Origin of the sequence: Paenibacillus sp. FSL R7-0652, from assembly GCF_038595045.1 — a bacterium.
Taxonomy (GTDB): Bacteria; Bacillota; Bacilli; order Paenibacillales; family Paenibacillaceae; genus Paenibacillus.
In genome coordinates, this window is sequence record NZ_CP152001.1 from 1,685,331 (window position 1) to 1,705,787 (window position 20,457).

Consider the following 20,457-nt stretch of genomic DNA (forward strand, 5'->3'; position numbering starts at 1 on the left):
TTGTATACTACTTAAGGAAGGGGATAAAATTTAATGATATTGAATTTGGAACTAGCAGATATTCTAGAGAAAACTGAAATTAATTATATGGTTGATCGAATGGCTGCAATCAGAGAACGAGAAGGAAACCCTGAAGGAATTGAGATTAAACGATTCGGGGAGAGCACGGCGTTTTATAGTAAAACCATGCCTTGGGGTCTTTTTAATAATGTAAAGGGAAGAATCTCTGAAGATGCGATTGAAGATATCTTAGACTTTTATAATGAGCGGGAAAGGAATTTTGAGATTCAAGTCATCCCCGGTAAGATAAATCAAGAAGTAATGAAAAAACTCCATAATAAAGGATTTTATCAATCAGGATTTCACACAACGCTTTTTTGTGAAGCTAGAAATCAGGATTCGTTCGATAATGACAACCTGGAAATTCGTGAACTGCACGAAGATGAGTTCGATACATATGCAGAAATTCATTGTTTAGGTACAGGATTATCTCTTGATGGGAAAGAACACGTAGCTGCAAATAACCGAGTACTGTTTTCCCGTCCGGGATGGCACTATTATTTGGGGTTGGCTCAGGGGCGTCCAGCTGCAGTAGCTGTAATGTATGTAGAGGATAATGCTGCTTCATTAACATTTGCGACAACACTACCGGAATATCGAAATAAAGGATTTCAAACCAGTTTATTACTTAGACGAATTCATGATGCCTACAAAAATTGTAATCTCGTTGTTAGTCAGTGCTCATATGGCTCGCAAAGCCATCGGAATATGGAAAGAGTAGGTATGAGAATCGGATATACCCGAGCAGCATGGACAAGAATTTAATTGTGAAGGGGCGGGGGCGGTCTCTCTTAGATAGTATTCATATTTTGGCTCCTTTCTGTCCCTTGCTGGCTGGCTGGCTGGATTTCGGAGAGGTCTTTCGGCAGACAGCCTTTTTGGGTTCAGGAACGTGAGAACGTTAGAATAAATAATATGCAGATAAGGATGATAGAATGAATTCGAAGACGCTTGATGAATTTGCACGAGCGATAAAAAAGACAAAGATCAAAAGCTGTCTAATCATGAGGGAAGACAGTTTAGTGTTTGAATACTATAAAAATCGTAAAATAGAAAATAATCCTCAAAAAATCAATTCGTGCACTAAAAGTATTTTATCCTTACTTATTGGCATTATACTTGATAAGGGATACATAAAGAGTATTGCAGAACCAGTGTGTAGTTTTTTCCCGGAATTAACGAATATCCTTGATGATCCTAGAAAACGAGACATCACTATTGAAGATTTACTTACGATGTCGGCGGGGTTTGAATGGCCCGAATTCGGTGAATGGAATTATTCCACTCCAATGCTGTTTAGTTCAGACATGATACAGTATGTTTTTGAACGAAATCTTGAAAGTAACAGAGGAGAAAAAATGAATTACAACTCTGGTTGTTCACATGTGTTAACAGCGATCTTGCAGAAGACTACAGGAATGACAGCTGTAGAGTTTGCACACCTCCATCTGTTTAAACCTCTTGGTATCACGAATGTACATTGGTACGAAGATAGTAAAGGGATTAACCGGGGTGGAGACGGCTTGACAATGACCACTATCGATATGTTAAAGATTGGTACTTTATACTTGCAGCAAGGGAAATGGAAAAACACTCGTATTGTTTCATCAGACTGGTTGAAAAAATCTACACAACCCTATTATTTAACTTATGAATCTATTGGTTATTATGCTTACCATTAGTGGGTAAGACACCTTAATATGAACAATATAGAAGTAAGCGGGACAGAAATGATATTTGCTTTGGGTTTTGGTGGTCAATATATATGTATAGTACCTAGTTTGAGTATGGTTATTGCCATAACTAGTGAAATGTATGAAGACTCGCTGAAACCATTAAGAATACTTGAGCAATGGCTTATTCATTTATAGCGGAGCGAATTCGAAGAGGCATAATCATCAGAATGTGTTGGTGTATATCATAACAATAGACAAGTCGGCTTTGCGAGGTTAGTTACTGATTATGAGACGGTTTACTGGTTATGTGATGTATACGTAGATGAAGATTATCGCGGTAGAGGAATAGGAAAGAAATTAATCGAAAGTATTACGACGTCTGATAAGTATAAGAATTTATTTGGTATTCTCGGAACGAAGGATGCTCATGAATTATATGAAGAATATCAATTGTAAAAGATGATGGTAGATTTATGGGGCGAACGCCTGATTTTTTAAGGGAAAAACCATAAGTTGATTGTGAAAATATCTCAATGAAGCCCTCGAGATCTTATAGCATAATATTCAAGCAGCAGCTATACCTTGGTCACAATGATGTTTATGAAGAGGAGGACTTTCAGCAGATAACCCTTCCCGGTTTATTGATACAGGAACGTTAGGCGAAACTGCTGCAGACAATTGGAAATCCACATAAAAATTAAAGGAGAATGCTTGATGTTTTATGTTAATGCAAGAGCAATTGTCGAACGTAAAGGAAGCGATGATACCGAAATAATCATACAGACCCGAAATAAAAAGAATGAGGAATCATTAGAATTACCAGGTGGAAGATTAGAAGAATTTGAATCCATATTCGATGGTCTGAGACGAGAAGTATTTGAAGAAACAGGTTTAACTGTTATAGAGGTGGAAGGTAGTCATAAGCGTATAGATACACGTGGGATTAACCCCGAGTTTGAGGTTGAGTGTTTAGAACCTTATTGTGTATACCAAACAATAAAGGGTCCAGTTGATTCTATAGGTATGTATTTTATATGTAAGGTTGATGGCAATCTGTTAGAAGCAGGAGATGAAACTATAAATATCAGATGGGAAACTGTTGAAGAAGTCTATAGATTGATGATAGAAGATCAAAAACAGTTTTCAGATGTGGATCGCGCGGGGGTAAAGTACTATTTAAAACACAGATTTGGAAAGCAAATCTAAGCAGTCAGCACTACATAATAAAGTATTCACTTGGTGGCTGCGCCTTGGTCAGCAGAGGGAAGTCAGGATGTTATTACTGTCTGATCAACTTCTCTGCACAAGTTCATGAATCCAGAAACATTAGATGAAATATCACAACAGAGGTGAAAACCATAATCCAGTTCGATCTCATATCTGATATACATTTAGATTTTTGGGTGGAGTACTCAAGTAATCTTAGGAAGCACAATCAAAAAGTAGATAAGTTCATAGATTTAATTCTTCCTAATGAGCCTTCAGAAGTATTAGTGATAGCTGGGGATCTAGGTCATTACAACAAACAAAATTTGATTTTTCTTGAAAAACTTAAAGAACATTATAGGTATGTGCTGTTGGTCGCAGGAAATCATGACTACTATTTAATCACTAAATCAATAAAAAATAAATACAGATATAATTCAATGCGTAGATTAGAAGAGATGAAGAAGATGGTTGAACAATTACCTGGCGTAATATTTTTGGATGGAGAAACTATTGAAATTGAACAGATTACTTTTGGTGGCACTGGAATGTGGTACGACTTTCAATATGGAATAAATCAGTTGGATCTAGACATGGACAAAATCTATGATCATTGGAAATCAATATCTAACGATTCTGTCTTAATAGAAGGGTTACCACGATTGGTTGAAACCATGTATGCGGAAGAATTAACAAAACTTAAGAATGTGCTTCATCGTTCAGATGTAATCGTTACTCATATTTCGCCCGATTGGTCTAAAATTCCGCTTAGTCATATCAATGATATTAGCAATAGCTTTTATTATTTTAACGGGAGAGAGCTGTTGTCCAAACTAAATAAAAAAGTCTGGTGTTCTGGGCATGTTCATCGAAGAGAAGATTACATCATTGAAGGATGTAGACTTGTAAATGCCTCTTTGGGATATCCCGATGAGAATGGTAATATCCCTAAGAAAATCATAAAGGTCATTCATGAAAGGTCATACATCTGACATCATCAACATCATATTCAAGCTGCGGCTCCCTTGGAGCCTAGGTTCCTCGCAATGACTATTTTTTTAAAAAACCTTATTTAGCAGGAGGACTATGATATACCTGGAGAAAGAAGATGTATTACGACTTAAAGAATTAGGTTTTAGACCTCCCTATGAAACAGGGGAGGTTTATGCTTACCAATTTTACAGTCACAAGGATGAAGAATGGTCTCTTGGGGGGCAGATTACAGGTAGTGAATTACTGCTGGCACCACAGGAAGTCTATAACCAAGGAGTTAAATTATTTACTATTGACGAGATATTTGACTGGATCCATGTGAATGGTTATGGGATGAGGCTTGTAAAGAACATTGGTTCTGGATTTAAATTTATAGTTTTTGATGAGGGTGGTATTGAGTATAAGGGAACCGGCGGTACTTTAACCAAGGCAATTTTTAATACAATGGAAAAGCTATTAATAAAGCGGAATGAGAACCGTTAATACAACTTTAAAAAGTTTGTAAAGAAATTTCGGAAGTGAGCGAGGGAATCTTATCACAAAGTATTATGGTAAATTGGTAATAGCTGCAGGGATTTTAGCTGATTTAACGGAGGTTATGCATTTGAAATGATAAAATTAAATATGAAAATCATAACCTTGATCATACTTTTAATTTTGTCTGCCTGTTCGCCCAATAATGAAAAAGATCCTTCTGACTCCATCTTTCAGGTTGACGTAGATGAGATTGAAGATGTTAAGGTCAACGAAAAATTTCAAATCGTAGGGTATCTGAAAAATTCATCAATGCGAACAGTGGAGATATCTCATGGTTCAGGCATGTTCAGTTATGAGATTTATAATGAAGCTGGCGAAAAAATCCTTCCAAACGCAACCGTGCTGTTAGAACATGCTATTGGCTATCAGGTTGAGATTGGGCCAGGTGAAGAATATAGAAACAATGGACAAGATCAACGAAGTAAGGGATATTATGAATTCGTTATCGACCAGCCAGGCAATTACAAAGTTAAAACGCATGTTGAATTTACGATGAATAATGATGGCAAACAAAAGAAAATAAGCTTATCGAGTGAATCCAAAGAATTTAAAGTGCAGTAGAGGATTGCAGGCAATCTCAACATAAATGTAGCGTAGGTGATATTAATGGAAGTGAACATACTCAAAAAACAAATTAGTGTAGAAGATTATATGAATCTAAGGGAGATTGTGGGATGGGGGAATCCTGAAAATATAGAGGCCATTGAACTTGGATTAAAGAACACGTTATATTCCATCTGTCTAGAGGTTGAGGAGCAGACGATCGGATATGGAAGAGTCGTGGGCGACGGTGGTTTTACTTTTTACATACAAGACATTATCGTGCTGCCTTCCTATCAGAGGATGGGGTTAGGCCATAAAATAATGACGGAACTAATGGAGTATATTACAAGTACTTATCCGCCAGGAAGTTCAGTGGGACTCATGTCAGCAAAAGGCAAAGAGGATTTTTATAAGAGGTTTGGATTCATGGAGAGACCCAATGAAACTTATGGTGCAGGAATGATCCAATTCATAAAGAGACAACCGTGACCTAAGCTGCTTGAACATCGCGAATACAGGAACGTGAGCCGAAAGAGGTTCTTAAGTTTAGGAGGAATTTATATGATATTAGAAAAAGTTATAAAGAAAATTACCATACAAAGTGAATATAAGGATTTTGTTAATAAGTACATAGATTGTTTACTTGCGGAATTTAAAGATAAGATTCATAGCATTTATATGTGCGGCTCGATTCCAAAAGGAACGGCTCAACCTTTTAAGTCAGATGCAGACTTTACGATTGTATGCACGAATCCCGAAGATATTGATTACGAAAGAATATCAAATATTAAAGACAGGCTTTTGGAAGAATATCCATTCGTCACGAAGGTGGATACGATCATTTGCTCGATGGATGATGTATTAAGTAGACCGAATGATTGGGGTTTTTGGGTTAAGATCATTTGTGTTTGCATACATGGGGAGGACATTGGTGAAAAAGTACCCCCGATCATCATCTCTCCAGAATTCATCTTAGACTTAAATACAGACACCAAGGAGGAAGTGGATCGTGTACATCAATCACTTTCTAATGCTAGTGATGACGCGCTGAAAACTAGATATACTAAAGGTTACTCGAAGAGATTACTTCGTGCATTATACTCATTGATTATAGAAAATACAGGGGTATGGGAAGACGACATAACTAAGATGAAAAATGCGATATTAAACTTTTGCGAGATTGACCCCGCTTTAGTTGAATATTTGTTTGCTTGTTACTTGGATAGTCGTCATGTACCTGTTGAAGAGTTTTTGAGAAATGCAGATAAAGTATACAGCTATTTTGAGAACGCCTTAAATGAAATGCAAAAGAAACGTGTTCTATAAAAAGTCAGCAGCATCGGTGAAATAAATAAAATGAGGTACAAAATATGAGTGAGTCAATACATTTTTTACATGCTAATGATCTTGTTGGATCATGGTCATCTGAGATATTTTTTTATGATTCTTTTGAGGATACACAATTAGAATTTCATGCGGACGGCACAGGGTGTTATGCCTATTTGACACCTTATAGTCAGGATATCACCCTTTTCGAGTGGACTTTAATTAAGGATCGAATTGAATTTGTAGAACATTTCCGAGTGACTATTGAAGAGAGCGAGCAAACGAATGGAGAAAAATACTCCACTTATAGAATGGATAAGAGATATTCAGAAAAGTTTTTTAAAGCTGAAGGATTAAATATTGAGAACAAAGAAATGAAAGTGATTGCTTTCTATTCTCCTATAATTGAGGGGATCAATTCGCAATTCTTTGGATTGAAGTCTAAAACACTAGATAAATCACTTAAGGATTCAGCAATGAGATATGAACAAGATAATTGAAAGCTGCTCAATATATGGTGAAGAAAGGGAGCAGAAAAGCAATTAGAAAACTAATGAGAAGAGAAGATATGTTAAAACGGGTTGGATGAAATTGCTGTAGTTAACATATAGTTGTGAGGTGCGGAAAGATGAAGGAGAGTGCTCCTAAGTATACTGACAAAGAATCCATTGAAAGTCTCATAAAGAAATTAAACCTACCGCCCCTGACTCCAGATTCGCAGGATTGGGAATATACGTCAGCTGATTCATCGAGAGTAGATGAATTCATTACATATTATGAGAATAATCAATTAAACAAAAATGAGAAATTCACACTGATGATCGTTATTATTTCTTCTTTTGATGATTACCTTTCCGAAGGAATTGGAACAGAGAATAACAAACTATGGAATAGAATAAAACAAAATCTACTTCAAGACTATGAATTACATATCAATACTATTCATTATTGGGCACTAGATAAGAGCGATCTGGAAGATTGTTTTTCAATTACACCATATATAAGAGAGATGAGAACCTAAATAATTCGGGCAATTATGCCCGAGGCTGACGAAACAGACATAATTGTATCAAAATCAAAATAGAAAAAATGACGGTGCATATATGATAAAGAAAATTATCAATTTGTTTCCAAGAGATTTCTTAGTTGCTTGTTATAAATATGTTCCATTTACACGATTTAAAAATTGGTTTGTTTATAGAGCGCAGGAGAAGTTTCTTGTTGCAGTCTTAGGAGTGATCACAAATGAATCAAATCAAGTTTTATTACTTAAACATGTGTACCGTAATGAGCCATGGGGAATACCTGGAGGTTGGATGGAATTAGAATCACCGGAAGAAGGTCTAATTCGAGAAATATTTGAAGAGACAGGATTATCTGTAGAATTAACTGGCGTATCAAGGGCTATCTATAATAAGAACCCCAATCGAGTTGATCTTGTTTTTCGCGGACGGGTCATCGGAGGGACGTTTAAATCCTGCACTGAGGTTTCTGAAATCTGTTATTGTGATACGGATCAGTGGCCAGAGGGTTTGCCAGAAGTACAAAAAAAGTTAATAAATGAAATATTAATATCAGATTAGGGCGTGTCTGAAAACGCTGAAGGAAGCGGATTTTGCTGAATTTCCGTTTCTATATTCAATGATGCTTGAACAAGGATATTGAATCGGAAGGTGAATACTATAATGATTGAAAAAGAACAAATCCTAGAAAAATTATTAACAGCGGTCCCTTCCTATAAGAGTAGATATGAGCAGTATATCAATGAGAATTATGAACTTGGAGAAGAGAGATTGATCTATGTAGATATAGGTGACTTCGTTAAACATGTCATTGAATGTTATCAAAGTAAACAGACGGATGAATTTGATGATTTATTTGAAGTGATCGAACAGTTCCATACGAATGGGGATGCATATGTTAGAGAATTTGCTGCAGTCGGCATTCTAGAAACATTTCAGAACCAGTTACCGGACAAAAATATAAAATACAGTGAATTCGAAAGATTATTAAAACCAGAATCAAAACGATGGTGGAACCATTTAATGGATTATTGGAATGGAAAGACAGTATACATTGGAGGACCGATAAAAGAACAACCATAATCTTCTAGGTTACTCAGGAACCGCATTGTATCATCTGAGATAATATTCACATTGCGATTATTAAGCATGCACTGAGTCATGAATACAAAAACGCAAAGAAATATGATTTCAATACTGCAGGATGTGAAAATTTATAGGATCGGAGAGGAGTTTCGTGAATAGAAGCCCATATGAAGAATTTCCTCATATTAAAACATCAGAAGTAACATTGAGAAAAATTGTCGAAACAGATTTAGACCGTCTGTTTGAAATATACAGCAATGAAAATCTTTTTCAACATTCTCCTGAAAGTATCGTTGGAGTAGCCGAAATGTTTGATTATCATAGTGATGTCAACATGATAACTATAGGTTACAGACTTCACGAACAGTTTTGGGGTCAAGGTATAGCCACAATAACCGTTAACGCTATGACAGATTATCTGTTCAACCGTGTGGGTGTTAATCGTATACAGGCATTCGTATTACCAGAAAACATAAAATCCCAAAATGTGTTACAGCGCAATAAATTTACTCAAGAAGGAATAGTCCGTGAAGGGCATATCTGGAAGGGCAAAGGTGTTGTTGATTTAGTTATGTACTCACTATTGAAGTCAGACACTACAAAGTAAGCCATTCTCGAGTCATTTCATATCCTTATCTGTGTTGTGTTTAGATTCAATAACTAATTTCTACGTTCCTTTAAGCATCTCAATTCGCGAATATATCAGCATTATCGGCTAAGTTCCTAATATGAATCTAAGCCAGAAGGAGTGATCACTTGATTATTATGATTAATGGGTCATTTGGATCCGGCAAGACCTCGACTTCTCAGCACCTGCAGCCTCTAATACCTAATAGTATGATTTATGATCCTGAAGAAATTGGGTATATGTTGAGAAAAATGATAACAGAAGACATCTACTTTGAAGAAGAACGAACGGATGATTTTCAGGATATAGAACTATGGAGAATACTTGTTGTGCAGACAGCTCAAGAATTAATGAATAGGTATAAGAAACATCTCATTGTTCCAATGACGATATATAAGTCTGAAAATTTTGATTACATAGTCAATGGATTTAGAAGTATTGATCAAGATACTTTTCATTTTTGCTTATTAGCGACAGAAGAAACAATCAAAAAACGAATTGAGAAACGTGGGGACAAATTTGATAATTGTATCGGAAGCACACAAACGCAGGTGTAATCGCATTTAAAGATATAAAATTTCAAGAACATATTGACACAGATAATAAAGAAATAGAAGAAATTGCGAGAATTATTTTAAAGAAGATTTCTAAAATCAACGTTTAAACTTAAGAACGCTTGTACGTAGATGTAAATAAAGGTAAAATATTGACACAATTCAATATTAAGTAGGCGTGGTTTTCCTTCGAAAGGAGGTGAGGCCATAGTAAAAGATGCGATACTTTGATGTCAAGAGAAAGTAACAACCTACCCAATGGTTGACCGCCAAAGGTGGTTTTGATTCCGATGACTTAAGAAGGGATAGGCCATCCAAGCCTATTGTATTGACCAAGATTCCATAGAGACAGCTTGACTGACAACCTCTTCCGGGTACATGACTATAGTGGCGTTATCTGAAACTGGCAAAAGTGAAAGGAGAAAAAAATGATACGAGGATTATATGAAGCACATTTACCCGTGAGTAATTTACATCAATCCATTGAATTTTACTCTAAGTTAGGACTAGAACTGGCTTGGAGAGATGAAGATACAGCTTTCTTCTGGATTGAAAAAGAAAAAAGTTGGCTGGGACTATGGCAGGGTGAAGAGCATAAAACTTCTTATCATCCATCATTAAGGCATATCGCATTTCGAGTGAGTTATGAAAATCTTCGAGAGAGTGTGAAATGGCTTCGAACAAATGAAATAGAGCCTGTTCCATTTGGGAAGAGAGGGTCAATAGATCCATTTGTTAGGCCTAATCAGGGCAATGCCTCGGTCTACTTCAATGATCCAGATGGAAATAGTTTAGAATTAATGTGTTTTGTATATGTCCCTGAAAATTTGAAGCATATATCCAATAAATTGTCAATAGAAGAATGGGAAGCCCTTTTGAAAGAGAAGAATTAAAGAATGTATTGGGATATTTTAAAGAAGTGCGCATAAGAAAACATAATATTCACGCATCGGACATTCATCCTCGGTCCGTACCACATAAAATAGTGCATGGTGCCATTCCGTAAGTAAGGAGGACATTATTAATGATTAGAACCGTTTCACTTTGTGTTATCCGAAGAGGAGAGGAGATACTGTTAGAAGAGTTTTTTGATAAGACTGGCAACCTAACGTATTATCGACCTATTGGGGGAACAGTTGAATATGGAGAACCCAGCAAAACTACCGTCATTCGTGAAGTAAAAGAAGAAATTGATGCAGATATTTCAGAACCTAAGTTGATTGGTATCATTGAAAATATATTTAACTACCAGAATCAAATCGGACACGAAAATGATTTTATTTATGAGGCTGAACTTATGAATAAGTCCCTTTACGATATGAAAGAGATCGATGGAATAGAGGGAATCAAACCCTTTAAAGCAGTATGGAAACCGCTAAATTACTTTAAAGGGAATTCGAAAGTAAAGTTGGTACCAGATGGGTTGCTAGAGCTGCTTCAAGACAGAGCAGACGAAAGACATATTAAACATTTCAGCACACAATAGACGGAGTGACATGCAATAGAAACAATGGCATCAGTTGATAACGCTCTCATGCTGCGGGAACGCTGAACGAAACCGCCTGGAGCATAATAAAAATACATACAATATATGAAAGTGGTGATCTATTGGATCGTCTATCAACTACATTACAAGACTACTTGGAGAATAAGTTCCAGAAGGAAGAGTTCAGTGGTTCTGTCTTGGTAACAAAGAACAACGAAATCATATTCAGCGCAGGAGTCGGATTAGCGAACAGAGAGCATTCCATTCAATGCACCCCCGAGACTAAATTCCGAATTGGTTCAATAACAAAGCAGTTCACCTCAATGGCTGTAATGATGCTGATCGAGCAAAAGATTCTGAATGAGCGGGATACATTAACAAAATTTTTCCCGAACTATATCTATGGTGAGCATATAACCATCCATCATCTGTTAACTCACACGTCAGGAATACCTAATATTACTCAACTTCAAGACTTCAATACATTAATGAAGGAATTTAATCCACTAAATTTGACCACAGCATTAATCATGAAACTTCCATTAGATTTTCAGCCAGGAACTCAATTTAAATATTCCAATTCGGGTTATTTGCTATTAGCTCAACTGATTCAGGTTGTAACAGGACAGACTTATGAAGAATTCCTAACGAAGAATATATTTTCGCCATTATTAATGAATAGTACAAGGCCGGATAATTATAGGGAGATTATCTCACAAAGAGCATCCGGTTATGAGATGGACAATACAAAAAGGTTTGTAAATTCCGCCTTTATTGATATGTCTATTGCAGCTGGTGGGGGGGATCTGCTGTCTACCACAGAAGATTTATATAAATGGGATCGTGCGTTGTCGTTTAACAAGTTAGTTACAAGTGACGGAATGCAGCGGCTGTTCACGGATTATGGATTTGGTTACGGTTATGGTTGGTTTGTAAAAGAGGAGTTGATTCATAACAGACCCAGTAAAACTGTCTTCCATGGAGGTGGAATTGTTGGCTTTAAAAACAAAATAACAAGATACCTTGATGATCAGGTTTCTATTATCGTTTTAAATAATCTTTCGACCACGGACGTAGACGACATTTCGAATAATGTGACTAACCTTATTTACCAACATCTTAAATTCGCGTGATAGTACGTAATCATGAGATGCACAGCAGATCCGACACAAGAATAAAACTTGTTCCAATATCGATGCGGATATGAAGCACATTATAATTTGAACACGCCGTCATGAAAGGAGGAAATCTGATTATGAAAAAAGTAAAACTATTCATTTGTATTACAGTCATTTTTCTCCTGGCAGCTTGTCAATCCTCACAACAATCCAAATTGATAACGGAAGAAACGATTGATTTTGACATAAACACTGCAGTGGAAATGGTAAAAGCAAAAGAAAAAATGATTGTCGACGCAGCATTGAGAGAAAAGCTAACCAAACCGGAGTATAAAGAAATGGAACAGTCTTTTACGAAAGAATTTGGAAACCGCGCACAGGATATTTTAGGGATATTATGTATCAATAATATGGATGCTGAGCCTAATGCAGATATATACATCAATAAAAACATTCTATACCCAACCATCTTCCATGAAGGAATCAAGATAACAAAAGCGGTGGTTCACAAGACCGAATATGAGAACGAGTTTTTCAATGAAACTACACTAACCATCAAAGAAGAGTATGTCGGTGATGACGAAAAGTTAAAGTCATGGAACAGAGAGTATATTTTCATACCTGACGAAAACGGCGAATGGAAATTCAGTGGATTTTCAGGAGTATTAAATTTCTCGGGAGAAGACTACAATATGAACAATCTAGAGTTAAAAAGATGAACAATAAAGACAGCTTCGGATAATGATGAAATCATCAGATAAAATCAAAATCGATATGAGGTGCGTTATGGATCGTGAAATTATTCAAGCTGCAAAAGAGATTGCGATAAATGTTATTCAAGAAGCAGGTCTCATCTGTAAAGAGAAGTTTGATAACGTTCTCGAACTGAGATCTAAAGATGAATTTGGGGATGTGGTTACTGAAGTAGATCATATGTGTGAAGAAATCATTATTAAACAAATACAAAAAACATTTCCAAATCATCAGATACACAGCGAAGAGGCAGGGCTAATCGGAATGAAGGACGATTGGTTATGGTTGATTGATCCTTTAGATGGAACAAATAATTTTGCAATTGGATTACCTGTTTTTTCGATATCCATTACCTTGATGTACAGAAGAGAGCCTGTTCTTGGAGTGGTCTACGAACCGCTAACAGAACGTTTATTTGTATCGGTTATCGGTGAAGGGACAAGCTGTAATCATCAACGAATACAAATGAAGAGCAGTCCGAATATTTTCAAAGGAAATATCGGCTGGATTCAAGGTCACGCCGTACAAAACGACCCCAAAGCCGTAAAACTAAGACAACACATTGATATTAGATTCAAGCGCATGTTAAGATTATGGGCTCCGACGGTTCAATGGTGCATGTTGGCCAAAGGAGATATCGATGGGATTATTGTATACAATTCTGAAGGTGATGACTTGTATTCAGGAATCTTAATGGTTAAGGAAGCGGGGGGACTGGTTATTGATTTTGAAGGAAATCCCTTTAACGGCATGAAGGAAGAACCTTATCTCATTGCATGTCACGCAGACCACATGGAAGAATTATTAAGAACGGTAAGAGAAGGATTGAGTTAACGCTGGAAGCAGAAAAGATCCTTCTAAGGGGGCTAATTAATGCTTAATAAGAGTGAAATGAAAAGAAATTGGGATAGATTAATACTTAACTATGAGAAAAAATACAAAGGATTCTCTAAAAATTTTAATAAAGGAGTTTTGGAGAACGAGCTGCAGCAATACGAAGCACAATTTGGGTTCAAGCTGCCCGAGGATCTGAGAGAACTCTATTCTATATGTAACGGAGATAACGATAAGTTTATAGCAGGATCTATATTAGGAATGAAATTTCTTACTATTGAAAAAGTTTATGAACAGTGGAAGCTGCAAAACGATTTACTTTCTTCTCTTTCAAAATCAGATGTTCTGAACTTGAATGCACAATGCACGTCCATTGATCCGAAGAAAATTAAATGTCAGTGTTACAATCCGTTATGGATACCTATTGCAGAGGATCATGGCGGGAATTACATTGGAATTGATCTGGACCCGGATGAACAGGGTGAGGTTGGTCAAATTATTAATTTCGGAAGAGATGAAAACGAAAAGTTAGTAATAGCAAATAATATGAACGAGTTCGTCATTCAGATCGCAGATGTTATTGAGAGCGATGAATGTAAAATGGAAAAATTCGAAGGTCAAAAAGTATTTGTTTTTAATGATCATTGGCACGCTATTGATTATCTTAAGTCTAAAAGAAGTTAAATAACAAAGGAGATTAATCTTATGGAGGTTATGCTTCGATTTGTATTACCTAGCGATGCTGCATTTGTACAGGAGTATGCAGGTAACCCTCTAATTTCAGAGACAAGTAACGTTCCGTATCCTTATCCAGATGGGGCAGGAGAATCATGGGCAAAAATGGTCATTGGCAGGCGTGAACAGGGAATATCTTATGTATTTAGTATTTTAGTTGATGACCGATTCGCGGGTGTTATGTCTTTAAACGCTGTGGACCTAGAATAGAGAACAGCAGAATTGGATTACTGGATTGCCGTTCCTTTTTGGAACCGGGGCATAGGTACAGCCGCAGCCCAAAAGGCAGCGGCATTTGCATTTAGTGAATTAGATCTCCATGTTCTCAGAAGTGCCTGCTTGGTGAGCAATACAGGCTCGTTAAAGGTTCTGGAAAAGAACGGATTTAAAAAAGTAAAAGACTTTGTTTTTGAAGAGGGAAAGTTCAAAGGTGAAAAGGGATGTAGACTTGAATTACACAGGTACTAAGAAATTGGTGTCGTATAAAATAATATAATTCGGAAAGTTACTTTAACGAAGAATGGTTTCCGGCAGCAGTTGATGAAGGGGAGCTGCTGCTGGCAGACCGTATGCTGTCCACTTATGTGAATGCGCTTGCAAAAGCGGGTTTTGTAATTGAGTTTATGATTGAGGAACCTGATCAAGACCTTATACAATCGAAGAATGACAACAGCGATATGGCAAACAGAGCAAAAGTGCTTCCCGTAACTTTTGTAATAAAGGCAAGAAAACGATAAGGTATAAAAATAAAAGTGAAACTGGCTCCAAAATTTTTAGGGGCTGAGGGAAGTGTCCTCCATGGATCAAGGAACGTTATAAGGAATCTTCGTAAATACTTTAATGGATGGGGGATCTCAAAGATGGGTGATAAAACAATAATTATTGAAGATTACAACAATAAATGGCCTGAAACGTTTTTTGGCCTGAAAACCATCATAGAACGTAGACTCGGGGATCTAGTACTTAGAATTGAACACGTTGGGAGTACTGCTGTACCTGGACTCGCGGCAAAACCTATTTTAGATATAGATGTAGTCATTGATTCTATGGACTTGCTTCCAGATGTAATTCAGGGGTTAGAAAGTTTAGGATACGTTCATGAAGGGAATTTAGGTGTTGAAGATAGAGAAGCTTTTGCCAGAAAAGATGCAAATGTACCCTATAGTATATTGGAAATACCAAAAACCGAACATCATTTATATGTTTGTAATAAAGAGAGTAAGGAACTAGTAAGACATATATCCTTCAGAGATGCATTGATCAGGAATCCCGGATATGCAGTCGAGTATGGCAATCTCAAGAAAGAGCTGGCTGTTAAATATAGAGGAAACCGTCAGTCTTATACGGATGGGAAGAGCGAATTTGTAAACAGAGTGCTTACTGAAAGTGAAAAAAAATTATAGGCAGCGCAGGTAGATGGAACATCGGATGGCAGCATATCAAGACATTCGTAAATATTACGGCGTTATGAAAAATTGCAAAGAATAAAGGACATAGGTGAATGGATATGGATATTCGAACTTTAATTCCCGAACATAAGAATGATTTTGAAAGAGTCGAAATGCTAAAAAATTATAAAGTCGAAGAGTTGAAGCCGATAATCTATGATTTACTAACATGGCTGCAGGATATGAATTGGCCAATTGCACTGGAAATACAAAATATTTTATTGAACTTTAAAGAAGATCTCATACCGCATATAAGGACTATACTGCTGACCGATGATGATGAATGGAAATACTGGATATTAACTTCATTAATGCGAAAACTACCAAATCATATTATAGTACTACTTAAACCAGAACTAGAAAGAATAAGAGACCACCCAACAAGTGATGAGCTGCAAAGTGATTTAATAGAAGAAGTAGAGGAAATACTAAATAGAATTTTGTAGGTAGATGGCGCTAAAGGAAAAAGAGAGGGCAGCAGGAATGGGATATAATGGAAACTTTGAAGGTATAGACTTCGAGTGGACGGAACATACATTGGGTTATTTATCCATACCGATATTTGTATTAGGAATTATTGTTTTTAGTTTTCCGGATATGCTGTATAAATGGTTTCTCGAAATTCGATATAGAGGGTTAAAGTCGAATGGGGACTTTGAGGATAATTTGGAAAAAAGGGAAATCCCAATGATAATAGAAAGAATATTAAAAAGTATAGGACTGATTATGATCGCATTAGGAATGGTTTGGTTTTGGTTTTCCAAAGAAGTGTATGAGTTGTTATTCTGAATATATTAAAGCTGCAATCATAATCAGGGGAGTTAGTAAGGTAGTAAAATCACTACAAATTGAAGAGATGAGGATGATCTGATGACCTATAAATCCATTTTGATTGATCAATTAACCGCATGTTATAACGATAAGAGTTGGTTTATTCCGCTTGCAGATATACTGGAAGATGTAACTCTAGAAGAGGCACTAACGGAGGACGAAAATAAACAGACCATATGGTCCATAGTGAATCATCTTATTTATTGGAATGAACTGTGGCTTGAACGTTTTAAGGCTGGAGAATTTATGTTAAATAACGCCATCAACAATGATGAAACATTTGCTTTGACTCAAGATCAGTTGAATGGGCTTGGATGGAAAGAAACATTAAATAAACTGGAACATGTGTTTAGCAGTTGGAGAGTTGTTTTGGAAGAAACCGATGAGTTCAAGCTTACCAAACAGCTCCCGGAATATTTTAATGCTCCTTGGTGGGGAGTCGTTTCTAATCTAAGTATACATAACGCATATCATGTCGGACAAATCATGTTGTTGAAGAAACAAATTCGTGTCCGTCGGAATTTTACACAGTAAGCAGGTGAGAAAATTGAATCTAATGCAGCTTAAGATTCCAGCAGGTTATGCGGTAACGTATAACAAGTTCTATGATGTGGAACCTATTCTTAGTGGAGATGGCAGCTGCTTCATTGAGAACTGGACATTTTTCACAGAAGACTTATTACAGATCAGCAAAATGAAAATAAAGAAGGGGAGTTGGTACATTCCTGAAAGAGAAGATACGATGCTTTTTGATCTAGGATGGTATCCCGATTCAGATATTAATGGACAGTATTGTTTGCAGCTTGTTGATGGAAACTGGAACGAAATTAAAAGTATTTCTTCCAGAGATCGTTTTTTAATCCAAGAGACGCTTGAGAAATGGATGGAAGAACAGCAGCGAGTATAGTTAGGAAATGATATATGGAGGCCATTATGGATATTTTAATTCGAGAAATACAGGATACGGATCATTCTGATTTAGTCCGGTTATGGAATCATGATTTAGGAAGTCCGACACTGACTCCTGATAACGCAGCGGCACGGATTCAGAGAATAAATTCAAGTGAGAACTACAAAATAGCAGTTGCCGTATTGGATGACAAAGTCATTGGCTGCATCTCGATGGCACAAATCATGGCATTGGAATACGAAGTCGGATATTTACAAATTAACGGTCTTGTTGTTCAGGCAGATTATCAACATCAAGGAGTAGGGTCTAAACTGCTTCATTATGCAGAAAATTTAGCTTCAAAGAGCGGTCTTTCTTACATCATATTAAATTGTGGGTTTCAACGAACAAAAGCCCATACATTTTATGAATCTAAAGGATTTGATAGGTTATCCTATTGTTTCACCAAAGCAATCAAATAACAACGTAGTGATCTAGTATATAAGCATGTATATAAAAAATCAGCAGCAGGTGAAAGCGATGAATACAGACTTCATTATCCTCCATGGCGCAGCAGGAACTGGGAAATCAACATTGTCTAAGAGACTGCATGAGCACCTAACGTCTCCTTATTTCGAATTTGGTTGGATTCCTGAATTCCGTTCTCTAAACCCTTCCATACAAATTACTCAGAAAGAAGAAGAACAGTTAGCATTCGAAAATTTGATGTTAGTCGTTAAGAACTATAATCAGCATGGGTTTAAGAACATTATCATTACTGATCTGGATGACGCACGTATACGGGAAATTCCTATTCAATTCGAAGGGTTTAACTATATTATTTTAACTCTCTATTGTGACGAAGATGAAGTGATTAGAGAAAGAATTGAGAACAGGGATAATGGGAATAGTTATTCGGATTGGGAACAATCTATTCAATTGAATTCGCTCATAAGGCGGAGAAACAAACTGCCGAATGAATATCGTATCCATAACGCAAGTAACGATATTGAAGGTGCCTTAGAAGTATTATTAGATCATTTGGGAACCCATGTCCCTTCACGGAACAGTGAAACACAAGTAAGCAAAGATGAGTTCTACAGCTATATTAAAGATGCTCCTGGATCGTAAATACAGGCAAAGGAGAGTTAAATACGTCGCAGATACAGGAAAAAACAAATGAAGACGGAGATATTATTGCTCATTTTCCATTAGAAAAATTAGAGTAGGATAGAAATAAAGACTGACATAAAACACACGGATCGGAGTATAAAATGATTAGATGGTTGGTTACATTGATATGCTTCCTTCTACTGTTAACAGGCTGCAGTACCACACATCGTATTAACACAGACTCGACCAAAGAGTTAACAAAAAACTTGAAGGCCCTTTCTTCGTCGATCGAAAAGGTCCAATGTACATTTACTCGTCCCAACCTTTTTTACAGAATAGACATGAACAAGGAACCGAGTAAAGAGGAACTGGAATTGATTCTTGGGGAAATCAAGACATTTTCAACAGAAGACAACATCAATGAGATAGCTCGCAGTGTCAAATGGGGTGTGGAAATATCCAAAATCTATCTTGATATTAATACGGATGAGGATAAAGAAACGATTGAACATACCTACTACGCGAGATATTTCAAGACATCCAACGCCAGCGACTATTCGGAAACAAACATGGAGAGATATCAGATTTGGTATAAAACAAATGGGGAATAATAGGCTGGAGCACATCAAAAAGACGAAAGAACCGGTATATTTTTGTGTCCTGTGATGTCACTGCCGCAGTATTGAGTTGACATCGATTGTGGGATAACCTTGAGGAGGTATTAGCAAGATTAACTAAAACGAATTAGAAATTCAAATCCATCAAGAAGAGGAAGCCTTATGAAAAGATCCGACAAAATTAAAATCAAGAGTAATATTTTCGAGAATAGTTTTCTAGTTATTTCAATATTAATTATAGTTCTCTTATTGTACCTCCAAATTTCAGGAGAAATGAATCTTCCGGAATTTATTAAAGATCTTGTACAAGTTAACATTACTTCTTCTCTCTCAATCGCTGCGCTTGTTGCCAGCATGGGGGCTTTTAGATGGGATCATTACCGTAAAGCACTAACAGAAGAAGGAGTACACGACAAGTGGGAAAGAAAAAATAGGATGTTTGCTAAGGCAAAATGGCCGTTATATCGAGTAATTAAGTTAAATAGTGTATTTATAATAATGAATATTGTCACGCTGCAATCAGCTGCAATTAAAATAAATGATAAAAATGAGATAAATTTATACTATTTTTTGATGAAATGGGATTGGATATTAATTGCTTTAATTTTTATATGTTTAATCATAGGTGTAAATCTAATATATGTATCCATGAAATATATGAAAGAGCTTATTTTCAAGTAAACATGCTGCTGCCTGATTCTAGCGGCGCGAATTACTGACAAAAGTATTTATAATTAATTTGTTTCGGAATTTGCGAAAACTCAACGTGGAATGGAGCAGTATGAATTTTGGAAAAGCAATGATGAAGAGGAAAAACAGGAGGTCTATATTGAAGTTTGAACGAAGATATCAAGAAATAAGGGAATACACAGTTTGGAATCCAGCCAAGAAACATCATTTATAGTATTAATCTCGTGAGTGAGGTGCATCCAGGTGATTAGAAATGCAGTTAGAGCATGGATTGTTGAAGACGATAAGATGCTTTTTATTAAAAAAGTCTTC

Annotated in this window: 31 protein-coding genes and 1 pseudogene; all 32 read left to right on the top strand. The window is 36.4% G+C overall.

Going from position 1 to position 20,457, the window contains the following annotated elements; genetic code table 11:
- The first annotated feature begins 33 nt into the window (after window positions 1-33).
- The 32 genes and pseudogenes from MKY97_RS07505 to MKY97_RS07660 all read left to right on the top strand — a co-directional run bounded on the left by MKY97_RS07505 (window position 34) and on the right by MKY97_RS07660 (window position 20,136).
- On the top strand, window positions 34-825 hold the full coding sequence (locus tag MKY97_RS07505; RefSeq protein ID WP_342554834.1) for a GNAT family N-acetyltransferase: 792 nt from the start codon (window positions 34-36) through the stop codon (window positions 823-825).
- A 170-nt stretch (window positions 826-995) separates the two neighbouring features.
- Window positions 996-1,742, top strand: a complete 747-nt coding sequence (locus tag MKY97_RS07510) for a serine hydrolase (RefSeq protein ID WP_342554835.1) — start codon at window positions 996-998, stop codon at window positions 1,740-1,742.
- A 279-nt stretch (window positions 1,743-2,021) separates the two neighbouring features.
- Window positions 2,022-2,192, top strand: a pseudogene (locus MKY97_RS07515) (GNAT family N-acetyltransferase); the annotation flags it as partial.
- A gap of 258 nt (window positions 2,193-2,450) precedes the next feature.
- Window positions 2,451-2,942, top strand: coding sequence for an NUDIX domain-containing protein (locus MKY97_RS07520; RefSeq protein ID WP_342554836.1), 492 nt, complete (start codon window positions 2,451-2,453; stop codon window positions 2,940-2,942).
- A gap of 143 nt (window positions 2,943-3,085) precedes the next feature.
- The gene (locus tag MKY97_RS07525; protein WP_342554837.1) at window positions 3,086-3,934 is read left to right on the top strand and encodes a metallophosphoesterase; all 849 of its coding nucleotides are present in this window, start codon (window positions 3,086-3,088) and stop codon (window positions 3,932-3,934) included.
- Between the two features lie 94 nt (window positions 3,935-4,028).
- On the top strand, window positions 4,029-4,418 hold the full coding sequence (locus MKY97_RS07530; protein WP_342554838.1) for a hypothetical protein: 390 nt from the start codon (window positions 4,029-4,031) through the stop codon (window positions 4,416-4,418).
- Between the two features lie 126 nt (window positions 4,419-4,544).
- Window positions 4,545-5,033, top strand: coding sequence for a hypothetical protein (locus MKY97_RS07535; protein ID WP_342554839.1), 489 nt, complete (start codon window positions 4,545-4,547; stop codon window positions 5,031-5,033).
- Window positions 5,034-5,078: 45 nt separating this feature from the next.
- Complete coding sequence (locus MKY97_RS07540) at window positions 5,079-5,504, top strand: GNAT family N-acetyltransferase (RefSeq protein ID WP_342554840.1); 426 nt, start codon at window positions 5,079-5,081, stop codon at window positions 5,502-5,504.
- 72 nt (window positions 5,505-5,576) lie between these two features.
- Window positions 5,577-6,341, top strand: a complete 765-nt coding sequence (locus tag MKY97_RS07545; protein ID WP_342554841.1) for a nucleotidyltransferase domain-containing protein — start codon at window positions 5,577-5,579, stop codon at window positions 6,339-6,341.
- A 44-nt stretch (window positions 6,342-6,385) separates the two neighbouring features.
- The gene (locus tag MKY97_RS07550) at window positions 6,386-6,841 is read left to right on the top strand and encodes a hypothetical protein (protein WP_342554842.1); all 456 of its coding nucleotides are present in this window, start codon (window positions 6,386-6,388) and stop codon (window positions 6,839-6,841) included.
- 128 nt (window positions 6,842-6,969) lie between these two features.
- Window positions 6,970-7,362: a hypothetical protein gene (locus tag MKY97_RS07555; RefSeq protein ID WP_342554843.1), complete on the top strand. Its 393-nt coding sequence runs from the start codon at window positions 6,970-6,972 to the stop codon at window positions 7,360-7,362.
- Window positions 7,363-7,405: 43 nt separating this feature from the next.
- Window positions 7,406-7,924, top strand: a complete 519-nt coding sequence (locus MKY97_RS07560) for an NUDIX hydrolase (RefSeq protein ID WP_342554844.1) — start codon at window positions 7,406-7,408, stop codon at window positions 7,922-7,924.
- 102 nt (window positions 7,925-8,026) lie between these two features.
- Window positions 8,027-8,446: a hypothetical protein gene (locus MKY97_RS07565; protein ID WP_342554845.1), complete on the top strand. Its 420-nt coding sequence runs from the start codon at window positions 8,027-8,029 to the stop codon at window positions 8,444-8,446.
- A 154-nt stretch (window positions 8,447-8,600) separates the two neighbouring features.
- Window positions 8,601-9,056, top strand: coding sequence for a GNAT family protein (locus tag MKY97_RS07570; RefSeq protein WP_342554846.1), 456 nt, complete (start codon window positions 8,601-8,603; stop codon window positions 9,054-9,056).
- Between the two features lie 158 nt (window positions 9,057-9,214).
- Window positions 9,215-9,634 carry an AAA family ATPase gene (locus tag MKY97_RS07575; protein ID WP_342556277.1) on the top strand — a complete coding sequence of 140 codons (420 nt, stop codon included), beginning with the start codon at window positions 9,215-9,217 and terminating at the stop codon, window positions 9,632-9,634.
- A 425-nt stretch (window positions 9,635-10,059) separates the two neighbouring features.
- A complete protein-coding gene (locus MKY97_RS07580; RefSeq protein ID WP_342554847.1) occupies window positions 10,060-10,524 on the top strand; it encodes a VOC family protein in 465 nt (154 codons plus the stop codon).
- 131 nt (window positions 10,525-10,655) lie between these two features.
- Entirely contained in the window at window positions 10,656-11,117 is a 462-nt protein-coding gene (locus MKY97_RS07585; protein ID WP_342554848.1) for an NUDIX domain-containing protein, read from the top strand.
- 122 nt (window positions 11,118-11,239) lie between these two features.
- Entirely contained in the window at window positions 11,240-12,250 is a 1,011-nt protein-coding gene (locus MKY97_RS07590; RefSeq protein ID WP_342554849.1) for a serine hydrolase domain-containing protein, read from the top strand.
- Window positions 12,251-12,372: 122 nt separating this feature from the next.
- Window positions 12,373-12,954, top strand: coding sequence for a hypothetical protein (locus tag MKY97_RS07595; RefSeq protein ID WP_342554850.1), 582 nt, complete (start codon window positions 12,373-12,375; stop codon window positions 12,952-12,954).
- A gap of 67 nt (window positions 12,955-13,021) precedes the next feature.
- Complete coding sequence (locus MKY97_RS07600; RefSeq protein WP_342554851.1) at window positions 13,022-13,822, top strand: inositol monophosphatase family protein; 801 nt, start codon at window positions 13,022-13,024, stop codon at window positions 13,820-13,822.
- 39 nt (window positions 13,823-13,861) lie between these two features.
- Window positions 13,862-14,506, top strand: coding sequence for an SMI1/KNR4 family protein (locus MKY97_RS07605; RefSeq protein WP_342554852.1), 645 nt, complete (start codon window positions 13,862-13,864; stop codon window positions 14,504-14,506).
- Between the two features lie 21 nt (window positions 14,507-14,527).
- Window positions 14,528-14,767 carry a hypothetical protein gene (locus MKY97_RS07610; RefSeq protein ID WP_342554853.1) on the top strand — a complete coding sequence of 80 codons (240 nt, stop codon included), beginning with the start codon at window positions 14,528-14,530 and terminating at the stop codon, window positions 14,765-14,767.
- Window positions 14,768-14,779: 12 nt separating this feature from the next.
- Window positions 14,780-15,025 carry a GNAT family N-acetyltransferase gene (locus tag MKY97_RS07615; protein ID WP_342554854.1) on the top strand — a complete coding sequence of 82 codons (246 nt, stop codon included), beginning with the start codon at window positions 14,780-14,782 and terminating at the stop codon, window positions 15,023-15,025.
- Between the two features lie 392 nt (window positions 15,026-15,417).
- A complete protein-coding gene (locus tag MKY97_RS07620) occupies window positions 15,418-15,960 on the top strand; it encodes a GrpB family protein (RefSeq protein WP_342554855.1) in 543 nt (180 codons plus the stop codon).
- 98 nt (window positions 15,961-16,058) lie between these two features.
- Window positions 16,059-16,451, top strand: coding sequence for a DUF5071 domain-containing protein (locus MKY97_RS07625; RefSeq protein WP_342554856.1), 393 nt, complete (start codon window positions 16,059-16,061; stop codon window positions 16,449-16,451).
- Between the two features lie 4 nt (window positions 16,452-16,455).
- On the top strand, window positions 16,456-16,794 hold the full coding sequence (locus tag MKY97_RS07630) for a hypothetical protein (RefSeq protein WP_342554857.1): 339 nt from the start codon (window positions 16,456-16,458) through the stop codon (window positions 16,792-16,794).
- 81 nt (window positions 16,795-16,875) lie between these two features.
- Window positions 16,876-17,370 (top strand): DinB family protein, encoded by a 495-nt coding sequence (locus tag MKY97_RS07635; protein WP_342554858.1) that lies wholly within the window; start codon window positions 16,876-16,878, stop codon window positions 17,368-17,370.
- Between the two features lie 22 nt (window positions 17,371-17,392).
- Entirely contained in the window at window positions 17,393-17,743 is a 351-nt protein-coding gene (locus MKY97_RS07640; protein WP_342556278.1) for a hypothetical protein, read from the top strand.
- 26 nt (window positions 17,744-17,769) lie between these two features.
- A complete protein-coding gene (locus MKY97_RS07645) occupies window positions 17,770-18,207 on the top strand; it encodes a GNAT family N-acetyltransferase (RefSeq protein WP_342554859.1) in 438 nt (145 codons plus the stop codon).
- Between the two features lie 58 nt (window positions 18,208-18,265).
- Entirely contained in the window at window positions 18,266-18,856 is a 591-nt protein-coding gene (locus MKY97_RS07650) for an AAA family ATPase (protein WP_342554860.1), read from the top strand.
- Window positions 18,857-19,179: 323 nt separating this feature from the next.
- The gene (locus tag MKY97_RS07655; protein WP_342554861.1) at window positions 19,180-19,449 is read left to right on the top strand and encodes a hypothetical protein; all 270 of its coding nucleotides are present in this window, start codon (window positions 19,180-19,182) and stop codon (window positions 19,447-19,449) included.
- Between the two features lie 168 nt (window positions 19,450-19,617).
- Window positions 19,618-20,136, top strand: a complete 519-nt coding sequence (locus MKY97_RS07660) for a hypothetical protein (protein ID WP_342554862.1) — start codon at window positions 19,618-19,620, stop codon at window positions 20,134-20,136.
- Window positions 20,137-20,457 lie beyond the last annotated feature (321 nt).